Source organism: Klebsiella oxytoca, from assembly GCF_009707385.1.
Classification (GTDB): domain Bacteria; phylum Pseudomonadota; class Gammaproteobacteria; order Enterobacterales; family Enterobacteriaceae; genus Klebsiella; species Klebsiella oxytoca_C.
Genome location: NZ_CP046115.1, coordinates 4,996,397 through 5,010,806, shown reverse-complemented (window position 1 = coordinate 5,010,806; position 14,410 = coordinate 4,996,397). Strand labels below are relative to the sequence as shown.

General features: G+C 55.3%; 9 protein-coding genes and 1 tRNA gene. 5 read left to right on the top strand and 5 right to left on the bottom strand.

Annotation, left to right across the window (positions count from 1 at the left end; genetic code table 11):
* Nucleotides 1-72: 72 nt before the first annotated feature.
* The 3 genes from GJ746_RS23490 to rtcA all read left to right on the top strand — a co-directional run bounded on the left by GJ746_RS23490 (nt 73) and on the right by rtcA (nt 2,524).
* Nucleotides 73-196 (top strand) — tRNA-OTHER (locus tag GJ746_RS23490).
* Nucleotides 197-283: 87 nt separating this feature from the next.
* Nucleotides 284-1,498, top strand: coding sequence for an RtcB family protein (locus GJ746_RS23485; RefSeq protein WP_154682312.1), 1,215 nt, complete (start codon nt 284-286; stop codon nt 1,496-1,498).
* Between the two features lie 6 nt (nt 1,499-1,504).
* Nucleotides 1,505-2,524 (top strand): RNA 3'-terminal phosphate cyclase, encoded by a 1,020-nt coding sequence (gene rtcA, locus GJ746_RS23480; protein WP_154682311.1) that lies wholly within the window; start codon nt 1,505-1,507, stop codon nt 2,522-2,524.
* On the opposite strand, the gene malT is transcribed toward rtcA, so the two are convergent.
* Nucleotides 2,521-5,226 (bottom strand): HTH-type transcriptional regulator MalT, encoded by a 2,706-nt coding sequence (gene malT / locus GJ746_RS23475; RefSeq protein ID WP_154682310.1) that lies wholly within the window; start codon nt 5,224-5,226, stop codon nt 2,521-2,523. The two genes, rtcA and malT, sit on opposite strands and share 4 nt — an antisense overlap.
* A 618-nt stretch (nt 5,227-5,844) precedes the next feature.
* Here malT and malP point away from each other — a divergent pair.
* Nucleotides 5,845-8,235, top strand: a complete 2,391-nt coding sequence (malP, locus tag GJ746_RS23470; RefSeq protein ID WP_154682309.1) for a maltodextrin phosphorylase — start codon at nt 5,845-5,847, stop codon at nt 8,233-8,235.
* Between the two features lie 10 nt (nt 8,236-8,245).
* Nucleotides 8,246-10,339 (top strand): 4-alpha-glucanotransferase, encoded by a 2,094-nt coding sequence (gene malQ, locus GJ746_RS23465; RefSeq protein WP_154682308.1) that lies wholly within the window; start codon nt 8,246-8,248, stop codon nt 10,337-10,339.
* 61 nt (nt 10,340-10,400) lie between these two features.
* On the opposite strand, the gene pckA is transcribed toward malQ, so the two are convergent.
* The 4 genes from pckA to yrfG all read right to left on the bottom strand — a co-directional run bounded on the left by pckA (nt 10,401) and on the right by yrfG (nt 14,352).
* On the bottom strand, nt 10,401-12,020 hold the full coding sequence (gene pckA / locus GJ746_RS23460; protein ID WP_154682307.1) for a phosphoenolpyruvate carboxykinase (ATP): 1,620 nt from the start codon (nt 12,018-12,020) through the stop codon (nt 10,401-10,403).
* 347 nt (nt 12,021-12,367) lie between these two features.
* Nucleotides 12,368-13,252: an Hsp33 family molecular chaperone HslO gene (gene hslO / locus GJ746_RS23455; protein WP_195908772.1), complete on the bottom strand. Its 885-nt coding sequence runs from the start codon at nt 13,250-13,252 to the stop codon at nt 12,368-12,370.
* A gap of 18 nt (nt 13,253-13,270) precedes the next feature.
* Nucleotides 13,271-13,672, bottom strand: coding sequence for a ribosome-associated heat shock protein Hsp15 (gene hslR, locus GJ746_RS23450; RefSeq protein WP_154682305.1), 402 nt, complete (start codon nt 13,670-13,672; stop codon nt 13,271-13,273).
* Nucleotides 13,669-14,352, bottom strand: coding sequence for a GMP/IMP nucleotidase (gene yrfG / locus GJ746_RS23445; protein WP_154682304.1), 684 nt, complete (start codon nt 14,350-14,352; stop codon nt 13,669-13,671). The genes hslR and yrfG overlap by 4 nt, the downstream gene beginning before the upstream one ends.
* Nucleotides 14,353-14,410 lie beyond the last annotated feature (58 nt).

Below are 14,410 nucleotides of genomic sequence, written 5' to 3'. Positions count from 1 at the left end.
TGAAGGCACGAATGCTGGTGGATCTACACCCTATGATGGTCCAGGTCGCAGGTTCGAGTCCTGCCGGAGTCTGACTCCGTAGCTCAGAGGTAGAGCAGGCCGATCCACCTCTTTTTGTCGTGCCACCCTGTTCTGGCGAATGCCGGCGAATCTACATGGGACAGTAAGGTTGCAGGTGCAAATCCTGCCGGAGCCAGCCTCTGTAGCTCAATCAGATAGAGCATACTGATAACGATCCGCCATAAAACTTGTCGCCACCCTATTAATAAAATGAGAAAAGACAATGAGTTATGAATTAATGACCACCCAGAACGCCCCGATAAAAATGTGGACTAAAGGCGTGCCTGTGGAAGACGACGCGCGTCAGCAGCTGATCAATACGGCAAAAATGCCTTTTATTTTCAACCACGTTGCCGTTATGCCCGATGTGCATCTCGGAAAAGGCTCGACTATCGGCAGCGTGATCCCAACGCGGGGTGCGATTATCCCGGCGGCGGTTGGCGTGGATATTGGCTGCGGAATGAACGCGCTGCGCACCAGCTTAACGGCGGCGGATCTTCCGGACAACCTGGCTGAACTGCGTAGTGCGATTGAAGCCGCCGTGCCGCACGGACGGACGACCGGACGGGGACGTCGTGATGCGGGGGCATGGGAAAATCCGCCTGCGAACGTTGATGCGCACTGGGCAACGCTGCACGCGGAGTTCCAGTGGTTAACGAGCAAATATCCGCGTTTCCTTAACACTAATAACTATAAGCACCTGGGAACGCTGGGTACCGGTAACCACTTTATCGAAATCTGCCTCGATGAGGCGCAGCAGGTATGGGTAATGCTGCACTCTGGTTCGCGCGGTATTGGTAACGCTATTGGTAGCTATTTCATTGAAATGGCCCAAAAAGATATGCAGCAGCATATTGCTAACTTACCCTCGCGCGATCTGGCTTATTTCTCTGAGGGCAGCGAGCATTTTGCTGATTACGTTCGGGCTGTCGGCTGGGCGCAGGATTATGCGCGCGCCAACCGTGAAGCGATGCTGGAAAACGTGCTGCTGGCGCTGCGAAAAATCATCACTAAGCCCTTTACCTTGATGAGCGAGGCAATTAACTGTCACCATAACTATGTGCAAAAAGAGCAGCACTTTGGTGAAGAGATCTTTGTAACCCGTAAAGGCGCAGTATCCGCGCAGCGCGGTCAGTACGGTATTATTCCGGGATCCATGGGGGCGAAAAGCTTTATTGTGCGCGGATTGGGTAACGAAGAGTCGTTCTGTTCATGCAGCCACGGCGCCGGGCGCGTCATGAGCCGTACTAAAGCGAAAAAGCTGTTTAGCGTCGCCGATCAGATTCGCGCCACCGCGCATGTGGAATGTCGTAAAGATGCGGACGTTATCGATGAGATACCGATGGCCTATAAGGACATTGACGCGGTGATGGCCGCGCAATCGGATCTGGTGGAAATTGTGCATACCCTGCGTCAGGTGGTGTGCGTTAAAGGATAACCAAAAATGAAAAGGATGATTACGCTGGACGGTGCGCAGGGGGAAGGCGGCGGGCAGATTTTGCGCTCGGCGCTGAGCCTGTCGATGATAACCGGACAGCCGTTTGAAATTACCGGCATTCGTGCCGGTCGCGCCAAACCGGGTCTTCTGCGCCAGCATCTTACGGCGGTGCGGGCGGCAGCCGAAATCTGTAGCGCCGAAGTGAGCGGCGGTGAGCTGGGCTCGCAGCGGCTGCATTTTGTGCCGGGAAGAGTTCACGGCGGCGCGTATAAATTTGCTATTGGCAGTGCGGGCAGCTGCATGCTGGTGCTACAAACGATTTTACCTGCGCTGTGGTTTGCCGATAGCCCGGCCCGCGTGGAAGTCAGCGGTGGGACGCATAATCAGTCAGCTCCCAGCGCGGATTTTATTTGCCGCGTCTGGGAACCGCTGCTGGCGAAGATGGGAATAAACCAGCAAACCTCGTTGCTGCGCCACGGTTTCTATCCGGCAGGCGGCGGCGCGGTACTGGCGCAAGTAGAGCCGGTCGCGTCGTTGAGCGGACTACAGCTGATTACGCGTGGTGAAACGGTGGCTATAACAGCCGAAGCGCTGCTGGCTGCTGTTCCTTACCACGTCGGCGAGCGTGAAGTGATAGCGCTGGAGTCCTGGCTGCCGCTGGCGGAGAGAAAGGTTCAGGTGCTGGAAGGCGGAGCCGGGCCGGGAAACTCGCTGTCACTGACCATTGAGTGCGAACATCTCACGGAATTGTTTATTGCCTTTGGCGCCAAAGGCGTGAGCGCCGAAAATGTCGCGCACCAGCTGGCAACGGAGGCAACGCGCTATCTGGCAAGTACGGCGGCGGTAGGGGAATATCTGGCCGATCAGCTGATTTTACCGCTGGCGCTGGCGGGGGAAGGCGCTTTTACCGTGGCGAAAACCTCAGCGCATCTGCTGACGAATATCGCGGTGGTCGAGCAGTTTCTGCCGGTGAGATTTATCCGCGAGCCGCTCGACGACGGCTATCTTATTCAGGTACGGAGTTAAACCCCGTACCCCATCATCTTAAGCAGCCGCTGGGCATGCTGAACGGCATCCTGACGGTGGGCCACGCCCAGCTTCTGATACAAATTGCGAATGTGCGTTTTGATGGTGGTGGCGGCGACATCCAGCTCGCCGGCGATTTGCTCGTTGCTGTAGCCGGAATAGATAAGTCCGAGTACCTGCCATTCGCGCTGAGTTAGCGGGCTGGTGCGGATCAGCTCCGGCACTTCCGGATGATTCAGCAGCTTTTCGACGAAGCTCTCGTCAAAGTGGGCGAATTTATGCCGGTGATGCTGGTTAATATCGCGCAGAATACGCTGGGCGCGGTGCTGCTCCAGCTCCGGCAGCGTATTGAGCTGAATCAGCTGGCGTAGCTGCTGCGCCATCGCTTCACCTTCGATCACAAAATGGTTGATAAAACCGGTGCGGTTGGCGAGGGTGAGGGCTTCCAGCAGCGCTTTTTGCGCTTCGCTCTTACGCCCCGCCTGCCAGTAGAGCTGGTTGAGCAGCAGCAGGTTGCGGTTGAGATCGCTCATCAAACGCAGCGAGCGGGCATTGTCGTTTAGCTCTTCGAGAACCATTTCAGCGGAATCAAAATCGCCGAGCAGGATCTGCGCGCGGGCGATATTACGCCACTGGCTCTGTAGAAAGTGGTTATTGGCAAATTCTGGTTTCGGCGTCTGGCGTAGCCAGTTTGCCGCGGCAGCTTTGTCGCCGATCATCTGCCAGTAAATTACCCTCACTTTATCGGCATTGGACACCCAGTCGCTATGGTAGTGGCCGTTGCCAAGCAGGTTTTCGAGGCGATTTAAATGGCTGCGGGCATTATCCAGATCGCCGCGCGCCAGCGAGCACTGCACCATCAGCGTCAGGCACTGTAGCTGCTGCTGCGGCTGATAGGACGAAAGCACGTTCATACCGCTGCGCGCGGAGGTTTCCGCTTCGTCCAGCCGCGCCCAGGCCCACAGTAGCTGGGAGCGAATACGCAGCAGGAATTCATGCATCGGCAGCTGTTCAAGATGCTGTTCGCGGATGAGCTGGAAAGCTTTTTCCTGAATTTCCCATGCTGCCTGCAGGAAACCCTGCGCAAAAAGAATTTCGCTTTGCTGGATCATGCTCCATAGCGCGTAGTGCCAGACATCATGGCGGCGGGCCATCTGTTCCGTCTGCTGCATGACCGCCAGCGATTTACTCAGCTGGCCTTTACAGTGCAGCACTTCACCGTGCACGGAGGTTGCAACGATACGGCTGTAGTAGCTGGCCAGCGGTAGTTCATCAAGGGCGACCATCGCCAGGCGTTCGGCTTCGTCCTGATCCCCGGCGTTAATCGCCACCTGAGCACGCAGAGCGTTGAAATCGCCGTGCATGGCGGTATCCATTTCCGCGTCCATCTCCTGCTCGGCGCGCGCCAGCAGGGTATTCACTTCGCTATAGCGGTGCTGGCTTTGCATTAGCCAGGCCTGCAGCAGTATTAAGCGCGGATTTTCCAGCAGGTTTGACCACGGCAGCGCGGCGAGGGACTGTTCCAGCAAACTCAGTTCGCTGTGGTTAAATAACCCCCACGCGTGGTTAAGCAGAATATCGCGCAGCATTTTGGCGTCGCCCGCCGCGAGGGCGTGGTGAATAGCCTCCGTCGGGAAGCCTTGCGCCATCCAGCTCTCTGCCGCCGCACGGTGAATTTCCGGTAGCTCAGCCGCCAGCTCCCACTGGCAGCGCTGGCGCAGGAAGTTACCGAATAGCGGATGGTAGCGGAACCACTCGCCGGAGTCGTCCATTCGCTGCAGGAATAGCCCCTGACGTTCAATTTCCTCCAGCTGCATCTGACCATTCTCTTCGCCGGTAACGCGGACGATGAGCGCATCGTTCATCGAGCGAAGCAGCGAGCTTTTCAGCAGGAAATTACGCGTCCGCGAATCAACGTTATCCAGCACCTCATCAACCAGATAGTCCGAAAGATGGCTGGCGTTAATCCCGGCCAGTCGGCGGGCGGAGTGATGGGCGGAGGTATTGTTCTGACGCGCTGAGAGGGCAATTAGCTGCAGCGCGGTGGCCCAGCCGGCGACATCGTCGCATAGCCTTTTACTGTCGTCTGCTTCGATGGGCGAGCTAAGACGACAGTCGAAAAACTGTTTGGCTTCCTGATGGGTAAAAGCCAGCTGTTGACTGCCAATTTCCAGTAGCTGATCGCGTACCCGCAGATTGGCGATACCCAACTGCGGCAGATTACGCGACAGAACTACCAGCGTCATATTTTCCGGCTGATGGCGGAGGAAGAAGCGCATTGCATCATGAATAACCGGATTGCTGATTAGATGGTAATCATCAATCACCAGGTACAGCGGGCGCTGCCAGTCGGCCAGCTCGATAAACAGTTGTGCAAAGAGGGAAGGTAGACTGGCGTACTGGCGCTTTTGCACCATGGCTTCGCTGGCTGCACAGTGACCGCCGGTAGCCTGTTGAATCGCGGCGATAAGATAGCTGGAAAAACGCTCTTGTTGGTTATCGCCTTCATCCAGTGAGAACCAGCCAAGGTCAGTTTTCCCCGCCGCCCATTGAGAAACGAGCGTGGTCTTACCGTATCCAGCCGGGCTGGTGACCAACGCGAGACGATAATTGTTCGCGCCGGAAAGTTTCGCCAGTAGTCGCTCACGAACCACAGTGTGTTCAAGGCGGACCGGACGACTTAATTTAGACGGAATCAACATAGTTCTTCATTTCGCTGTGCAAGGGAGGGATTGCGAATTTTTTTGCGCTTCGTAATTAATACCCAATAAGGTCGGCCATAATGAATTTTATTGCAAGTTATGTCCGAGTTTTATGCTCTTGAATTTGCTCTATGTCACAATTTTGGATATGGAGCGAAATTCATAGAAATGGGTGTCAGCTGGCGCGGTTACTGGGCTAGCAGAAAATTTAGACATAAGAAGACAATCTTTTTTTTCAAAACTAGTAGCTGTTTGTTTTTATTAAAATATTATCAGTGAATTCTTATAAGTCATCTTTTTGAGCTATTTCCGCATTAAAGACCGTATATTCTGCGGATATTTACTTTTATTTTGTCATATTTACAAAAAGGAATTTTGCGTACTTTCACCGTCGCGGCTTGTAACAAAGTTCAGGCGGCAAGCGGTGACGATTTGTTGTTCCGGTGTGGTGAATTTTGCAGCATAATTTTGCCGGTAAGCTATCGCAATAGTGGCCAGGATCACACTTTTCGCTCATCCCTGCTACTCCTCCCCGGCTAATCCCTGGCGGGATGAGGACGTGACTCCGGGAGGTCGGCACACTAACGCTAACGTTTTAGTAAAGGACCCGGATTTCTTATGTCACAGACTTCTTTTAACAAAGCTCAGTTTCAGGCTGCACTGACGCGTCAGTGGCAGCATTTCGGTTTACAGTCAGCTTCCGAGATGACCCAGCGTCAGTGGTGGCGTGCCGTTAGCGGTGCGTTGTCTGAGCTGTTGTCAGCTCAACCGGTTGTAAAAGCGACCGAAGGGCAGCGTCACGTAAACTATATTTCAATGGAGTTTTTGATTGGTCGCCTGACCGGCAACAATTTGCTCAACCTTGGCTGGTATCAGCAGGTGAGCGATGAACTTCAGACGCATGACGTTAACCTGACCGACCTGCTGGAAGAGGAAATCGACCCGGGTCTGGGCAACGGTGGTCTGGGCCGTCTGGCGGCGTGTTTCCTGGATTCAATGGCAACCGTTGGTCAGTCGGCGACCGGCTACGGCCTGAACTACCAGTACGGTCTGTTCCGCCAGTCTTTTGCTGACGGTCAACAGATGGAAGCGCCGGATGACTGGGGGCGCAGCAGCTATCCGTGGTTCCGTCATAATGAAGCGTTGGACGTGCAGGTTGGCCTCGGCGGTAAAGTGACCAAAAGCGGTGAATGGGTACCGGCATTTGTGATTACCGGCGAAGCCTGGGATCTGCCGGTGCTGGGCTATCGCAACAACGTGGCCCAGCCGCTGCGTCTGTGGCAGGCCAAACATGCGCATCCGTTTAACCTGACCAAATTCAACGACGGCGATTTCCTGCGTGCCGAACAGCAGGGTATTGATGCCGAAAAGCTGACTAAAGTCCTCTATCCGAACGATAACCATCAGGCGGGCAAAAAACTGCGTCTGATGCAGCAGTACTTCCAGTGCGCCTGTTCGATTGCCGATATTCTGCGTCGCCATCATCTGGCGGGCCGTAAGCTGGCCGAACTGGCGGATTACGAAGTCATTCAGCTGAACGATACCCACCCGACAATTGCGATTCCGGAACTGCTGCGCGTGCTGATCGATGAGCATCAGCTGAGCTGGGACGACGCCTGGGCGATTACCAGCAAAACCTTTGCCTATACTAACCACACTCTGATGCCGGAAGCGCTGGAGTGCTGGGATGAGAAGCTGGTGAGAGCATTGCTGCCGCGCCACATGCAGATAATCAAAGAGATTAACGACAGATTTAAAAAGCTGGTGGATAAAACCTGGCCGGGCGACAAGCAGGTGTGGGCGAAACTGGCGGTGGTGCACGACAAACAGGTTCGTATGGCGAACATGTGCGTGGTGAGCGGCTTTGCGGTTAACGGCGTTGCCGCGCTGCACTCCGACCTGGTGGTGAAAGATCTGTTCCCGGAATATCACCAGCTGTGGCCGAATAAATTCCATAACGTCACCAACGGCATTACTCCGCGCCGCTGGATCAAACAGTGCAACCCGGCTCTGGCCGCGCTGCTGGATAAGACGCTGAAGAAAGAGTGGGCCAACGACCTCGATCAGCTGATCAACCTCGAAAAATATGCTGACGACGCGAAGTTCCGTCAGACGTATCGCGAGATTAAGCTGGCCAACAAGGTTCGCCTGGCGGAGTTTGTGAAGCGGCGCACCGGTATCGAGATTAACCCGCAGGCGATTTTCGATATCCAGATTAAGCGTCTGCACGAGTACAAACGTCAGCACCTTAACCTGCTGAATATCCTCGCGCAGTATAAAGAAATTCGCGAGAATCCGCAGGCGGACCGCGTACCGCGCGTCTTCCTGTTTGGCGCGAAGGCGGCTCCGGGCTACTACCTGGCGAAGAATATTATCTGGGCGATCAATAAGGTTGCCGCGGCGATCAATAACGATCCGCTGGTAGGCGATAAGCTCAAAGTGGTGTTCCTGCCGGACTACTGCGTGTCGGCGGCGGAAATGCTGATCCCGGCGGCGGATGTCTCCGAGCAGATCTCCACGGCGGGCAAAGAAGCCTCCGGTACCGGCAACATGAAGCTGGCGCTGAACGGCGCGCTGACCGTGGGTACTCTCGACGGCGCCAACGTTGAAATTGCTGAGCAGGTGGGCGAAGAGAACATCTTTATCTTCGGTCATACCGTAGAAGAAGTGAAAGCGCTGAAGGCCAAAGGCTACGATCCGCTGAAATGGCGTAAGAAAGACAAGCTGCTGGATGCGGTGCTGAAAGAGCTGGAAAGCGGTAAATACAGCGATGGCGATAAACATGCTTTCGACCAGATGCTGCACAGTCTGCTGAAAGGCGGTGACCCGTACCTGGTGCTGGCGGATTTCGAAGCCTACGTGGCGGCGCAGAAGCAGGTTGACGAGCTGTATCGCGACCAGGAAGCCTGGACTCGCGCGACGATTCTGAATACCGCGCGCTGCGGCATGTTCAGCTCCGACCGCTCGATTCGCGATTATCAGCAACGTATCTGGCAGGCAAAACGCTAAGGACAGGCCTATGGAGACTAAACGCCTTGATAACGCTGCCCTGGCGGCGGGAATAAGCCCAAGCTACATCAACGCGCACGGGAAGCCGCAGTCTATTGCTGCGGCGACCAAGCAGCGTCTGCTGGATGCGATGCATCGTACAACAGCCGCCACAAAGGTGGCGGTTAACCCGCTGCCTGTGGTGCAGGTATTCACCCATGGCAAAAAGATGTCTCTGCCGGTGGCGGGCCAGGGGGAGTTCCACTGGATCCTCACCACTGAAGAAGGGAAACAGTATCAGGGCCAGGCGCGCGGCGGTGAAACGCTGTCGCTGCCTGCAAGATTACCGGAAGGGTACCACACGCTGACCCTGACCCAGGACGGCGATCGCTGGCACTGCCGGACTATTATTGCTCCTGCGCGCTGCTATGAACCGCAGGCGCTGAAGGATGGCAAGAAGCTATGGGGAACCTGCGTACAGCTGTATACGCTGCGCTCGGAGAAAAACTGGGGAATAGGCGATTTCGGTGATTTACGCGCGATGCTGCCGGAAATCGCCCGCCGCGGCGGCTCGTTCATTGGGCTTAACCCGATTCACGCGCTTTACCCGGCTAATCCGGAGAGTGCCAGCCCCTACAGCCCCTCTTCGCGCCGCTGGCTCAACGTTATCTATATTGACGTCAATGCGGTAGAAGATTTCCGTCACAGCAAAGAAGCGCAGAAATGGTGGCAATCACCGGCCACACAGCAGGCTTTACTGGCCGCACGCCAGACCGATGATGTTGACTATACCGCCGTCACGGCCCTCAAGCTCACCGCGCTGCGTATGGCCTGGAAAAGCTTTTCCGCGCGTAACGATGAAACGACGGCAGAATTTCGCCAGTTTGTGTCGCGCGAGGGCGAAAGCCTGTACTGGCAGGCGGCGTTTGACGCGCTGCACGCCTGGCAGGTTAAGCAGGATCCGATGCGCTGGGGCTGGCCTGCCTGGCCTGAAGCCTACCGGGATACCGATAGCCCGGAAGTTAAAGCGTTCTGTACCGAACATGCCGACGAGGTGAATTTTTATCTGTGGCTGCAATGGCTTGCTTATACACAGTTTGCTGAGTGCTGGCATACCAGCCAGAACGATGCCATGCCGATTGGCCTGTATCGTGACCTGGCGGTCGGCGTCGCGGAAGGCGGGGCTGAGACCTGGTGCGATCGCGAGCTGTACTGCCTGAAAGCCTCCGTCGGCGCGCCGCCGGATATCCTCGGCCCTCTGGGACAGAACTGGGGCCTGCCGCCGATGGATCCGCATATTATCGTGGCGCGCGCCTATGAGCCGTTTGTCGAGCTGCTGCGCGCTAACATGCAAAACTGCGGCGCGCTGCGCATCGATCACGTGATGTCGGTACTGCGTCTGTGGTGGATCCCATACGGTGAAACGGCCGATCACGGTGCCTATGTGCAGTATCCAGTGGATGATCTACTGTCGATTCTGGCGCTGGAGAGTAAGCGTCATCGCTGTATGGTGATCGGTGAGGATCTGGGGACCGTACCGGTTGAGATCGTCGGTAAGCTGCGTAAAAGCGGCGTTTACTCCTATAAAGTGCTCTATTTCGAAAATGACCACGAGAAGAATTTCCGTGCGCCGAAGGCGTATCCGGAGCAATCAATGGCTGTGGCAACGACGCATGACCTGCCAACGCTGCGCGGCTACTGGGAAAGCGGCGACCTGACGCTGGGTAAAACGCTGGGCCTGTATCCGGATGAGGTAGTGCTGCGTGGGTTGTATCAGGATCGCGAACTGGCGAAACAGGGGCTACTGGACGCTCTGCACCGCTATGGTTGCCTGCCGAAACGTACCGGGCATAAAGCGTCGCTGATGGCGATGACGTCCACCCTGAATCGCGGAATGCAACGCTATATTGCCGACAGCAACAGCGCGCTGCTGGGCCTGCAGCCGGAGGATTGGCTGGAAATGGCCGCGCCGGTCAATATTCCTGGAACCAGTACGGAGTATCCAAACTGGCGTCGTAAGCTTTCCACCACGCTTGAGGCGATGTTTGCCGATGAGCAGGTGAATAAGCTGATTAAGGATCTGGATAAGCGGCGTAAGGCGGCAGGTAAGAAGAAGTCAGCCTGATTTGCAGTTTATAAAAAAAGCCGGGAAGCGATTCCCGGCTTTTTCATTTCTGATAATCCGCTTAGAGTTTTGGCCCCGCGGCTACCAGCGCTGCGCCCGCAGGCGTATCGGTGTACTTCTCGAAGTTCTCAATAAACAGCTTCGCCAGCTGCTCGGCTTTCTCCTGCCACTGCTCTGGCGAGCCGTAGGTGTTGCGTGGATCGAGGATATGGGTATCCACGCCCGGCAGCGCCGTTGGGATCTGCAGCTCAAACATCGGCAAAGTGAAGGTTTCTGCATTGTCCAGCGAGCCATCAAGGATCGCATCGATGATAGCGCGGGTATCTTTGATCGAGATACGTTTACCGGTGCCGTTCCAGCCGGTGTTAACCAGATAGGCCTGCGCGCCGGAAGCCTGCATACGTTTCACCAGCACTTCTGCGTATTGCGTTGGATGCAGCGACAGGAACGCGGCGCCGAAGCAGGCGGAGAAGGTCGGCGTTGGCTCAGTGACTCCACGCTCGGTACCGGCCAGTTTGGCGGTGAAGCCAGACAGGAAGTGGTACTGGGTCTGATCGGCGGTCAGGCGAGAAACCGGCGGCAGGACGCCAAATGCGTCGGCGGTCAGGAAGATAACCTTGGTGGCGTGTCCCGCTTTGGAGATCGGCTTAACGATGTTCTCGATATGGTTGATCGGATAGGAGACGCGGGTGTTTTCGGTCTTCGAACCGTCGTTAAAGTCGATAGTACCATCGGCCAGCACCACGACGTTCTCCAGCAATGCATCGCGGCGAATCGCATGGTAAATATCCGGCTCTGCGGCTTCGGAAAGCTTAATGGTTTTCGCGTAGCAGCCGCCTTCGAAGTTAAACACCCCGTCATCATCCCAACCGTGTTCGTCATCGCCAATCAGGCGGCGTTTCGGGTCGGTGGATAGCGTGGTTTTGCCGGTGCCGGAAAGGCCGAAGAAGATGGCGACATCCTCTTTTTCCCCGACGTTGGCGGAGCAGTGCATAGAGGCGATACCCTGCAGCGGCAGCAGGTAGTTCATGATGGAGAACATCCCCTTTTTCATTTCGCCGCCGTACCAGGTTCCGCCGATTAGCTGGATGCGCTCGGTCAGGTTGAAAGCGATGAAGTTCTCAGAGTTCAGGCCCTGCTCTTTCCACTGCGGGTTAGTGCATTTGGCGCCGTTCATCACGATGAAATCTGGTTTAAAGTTTGCCAGCTCTTCATCGCTCGGGCGAATAAACATGTTCTTCACGAAATGCGCCTGCCAGGCGACTTCGGTAATAAAGCGGACGCTCAGGCGGGTGTCGGCGTTGGCGCCGCAGAAGGCATCAACGATAAACAGACGTTTACCGGAGAGCTGGCGGGTGACCAGACCCTTCAGGTGCTGCCAGGTTTCTTCTGAGAGCGGCTTGTTGTCGTTCTTACCTTTGCCTTTATCGGCCCACCACACGGTATCGCGGGTAGTGTCGTCACGAACGATATATTTATCTTTTGGAGAACGGCCGGTAAAAATACCGGTATCTACGGCGATTGCACCAAGATTTGTTAACACGCCACGTTCATAACCTTCCAGATTAGGGGCGAGCTCTTCCTGATACAGAGTATCGTAGCTGGGGTTATGGACGATATCCTGGACGTCATTGATACCATAAGCCTTGAGATCCTGCGGGGTTAAACTATTAACGCGCATGTCACTGCTCCTTAGCCAATATGTACTGCTTTAAATTGTAGGGTTTATTACAGGGTATAGACCGCGACCAGGCTCATAGATTTACGTATCTCGACAAACTACAGACTTACGAAAAACGTTGTGACTCCTGTCACGAAGCGTAGGGCATTATCTCAGGAAATAGGGCTTCGGTGGGGGTAGATGTTTCTTAATGGTTAAAAAGAAATTAAAAAAACTATAGAAATGTGAATGTAATCGCTTAACTGAAAGAAAATTACGTAACTCTTTCCTAAGGAATCGATTCATCACGCGTAGAAAAACGCTTGACGCCAGGGCGATATAAAACATCGCCTCTGGCGTATTGCAAATTAATGGATCTTCGGGTCAGCCGGGGAGGCGTTGTTGCGGATCTCGGCAATGTCCATCGCATTAAAGATGTAATGATTGCCGCAATAATCGCAGTGCATATCAATTTCACCTTCGTCAGCGAGGATGCTGTCGATCTCTTCATCCGGCAGAGTTTTCAGCGCGCCGGCGCAGCGCTCGCGGGAGCAGGTACATTTAAATTCGACGCTCTGCGGCTCGTAAACGGTGACTTCTTCTTCATGGTACAAACGCCAGAGCACATCGTTCGCGGGCAGGGTAAACAGCTCTTCAGCTTTGATGGTTTCGGTCAGCGTACTGAGATGTTCGAAATCAGCCGCCTGCGCGTCTTGTGCCGGAAGTACCTGTAGCAGCATGCCGCCGGCCATCGGTTTACCTTCGTGTTCGCCGCTACGGATGATCAGGCGGGTCGGCAGCTGTTCGGAGCGCTGGAAATAATCTTCCAGACAGGCTGCCAGCGTATCGCCTTCAAGACCTACCACGCCCTGATAGCGCTCGCCTTCTTCCGGAGAGATGGTAATGACCAGATATCCGTTACCGACCATGGTTTTCAGGTCCGCCCCTTCCGGGATCTCACCCTGCGTGCGGGCGACGCCGCGCATCTGCTGCTGATTGTTGCCGTTGATCACCGCTAACGACAGCGGGCCATCGCCCTGTAGCTGAACGGTGATATCGCCCGCGAACTTTAGCGTCGCGGTCAGCAGGCTGGTGGCGACCAGCAGTTCCGCCAGCACGGTTTTCACCGGCTGCGGATAGCTATGGTTTGTCAGAATCTGTTCTAAAGTTTCTGAAACTGTCACCAGCTCACCGCGTACGGCATAGTTTTCAAACAGATAGCGGTGTAATTGATCGTGTTGAGTCATAATCATCTCTCTTGCGGGCCACAGTTATTCACTATCGCCGTGTTTAAATCTCATCAGGTCGCGGCGCTCTTTCTTATCCGGACGTCTGTCGGGATGCGGCATGGTTAACGCGTTCATTTTTCGCGCCAGCGCCACTTTCTCGCGTTTCTCGATGCTCTCAGCCGTCTCTTCATAAAGCGCGACGGCTTCACTGGCGGGTCTGCGCTGTTCGGTAATGCCTTTTACCACGATAGTGCGTTCGTCATTGCCCTGGCGCAGCATCAGGATGGCGCCTGGTTCGACGACTTTCCCCGGCTTGCTGCGCTGTCCGTTATAGTGCACCTTTCCGCCTTCAATCATCTCGCGCGCCAGCGCACGAGTTTTATAAATGCGGGCAGCCCACAGCCATTTGTCCAGCCTGACGGCCTCGACATCTTTTTCTTTCATGGCTTCTCCTGTTGGCTCAGCGAGGGGATCAGATGCCGGTAATCATTTAATCCTGGATGGCGAACGTAGCTTTTTTCCGCCAGTCCGGAATCGGGGTTGGTGATACCCAGGCAATAGCGGATGCCAAACTCCGCCGCCGCGTCAAGAATGGCTTCGTTATCATCGACGAAGAGCGTGTTGCGCGCCTCGAAGCCGGTTTCTTCAGCTACAGCGTGCCACAGCCGCTGATCTTCTTTCGGATAACCAAATGTGTGGGTGGAAAGTAATAAATCAAGGTGCGCGTCCAGTCCGGTGTGTTTTAGCTTCACCGCCAGATTATGCGGATGGGCGTTAGTCAGCAAAATCCGCCGCTTACCGCTGGTTTTAAGCGCCTCAAGGAACGGCACGGTATCTTCACGCAGCACGGCTCTTGGCCCCTGCTCGCTGGTCATCGCACAAATATCCAAACCCAGGCGCTCGCTCCAGTAATCCAGGCAGTACCAGTTTAGCGTATGTTGTACCGCATGATACTCCTGACGCATCGCGTCTCTGGCTTCCTGCAGGTTGAGTCCCCGCGCGGCGCCCCAGGTTTCCGGGACCAGTTTTTGCCAGAAGTAGTTGTCGAAAGCGAGGTCGAGCAGCGTGCCGTCCATATCCAGCAGAACGGTATCAACCTCTTGCCAGGCAATATCAAAATGCATGGTAAGTCTCCAGCGAGGGGGGGAAATTGCGCGACAGGGTATCATACCCCGTCGCACA

What these genes read in the sequence shown, in the direction of transcription:
- GJ746_RS23485 (WP_154682312.1), top strand. Translation starts at nt 284, where the DNA reads ATGAGTTATGAATTAATGACCACCCAGAACGCCCCGATAAAAATGTGG.
- rtcA (WP_154682311.1), top strand. Translation starts at nt 1,505, where the DNA reads ATGAAAAGGATGATTACGCTGGACGGTGCGCAGGGGGAAGGCGGCGGG.
- malT (WP_154682310.1), bottom strand. Translation starts at nt 5,226, where the DNA reads ATGTTGATTCCGTCTAAATTAAGTCGTCCGGTCCGCCTTGAACACACT.
- malP (WP_154682309.1), top strand. Translation starts at nt 5,845, where the DNA reads ATGTCACAGACTTCTTTTAACAAAGCTCAGTTTCAGGCTGCACTGACG.
- malQ (WP_154682308.1), top strand. Translation starts at nt 8,246, where the DNA reads ATGGAGACTAAACGCCTTGATAACGCTGCCCTGGCGGCGGGAATAAGC.
- pckA (WP_154682307.1), bottom strand. Translation starts at nt 12,020, where the DNA reads ATGCGCGTTAATAGTTTAACCCCGCAGGATCTCAAGGCTTATGGTATC.
- hslO (WP_195908772.1), bottom strand. Translation starts at nt 13,252, where the DNA reads ATGATTATGACTCAACACGATCAATTACACCGCTATCTGTTTGAAAAC.
- hslR (WP_154682305.1), bottom strand. Translation starts at nt 13,672, where the DNA reads ATGAAAGAAAAAGATGTCGAGGCCGTCAGGCTGGACAAATGGCTGTGG.
- yrfG (WP_154682304.1), bottom strand. Translation starts at nt 14,352, where the DNA reads ATGCATTTTGATATTGCCTGGCAAGAGGTTGATACCGTTCTGCTGGAT.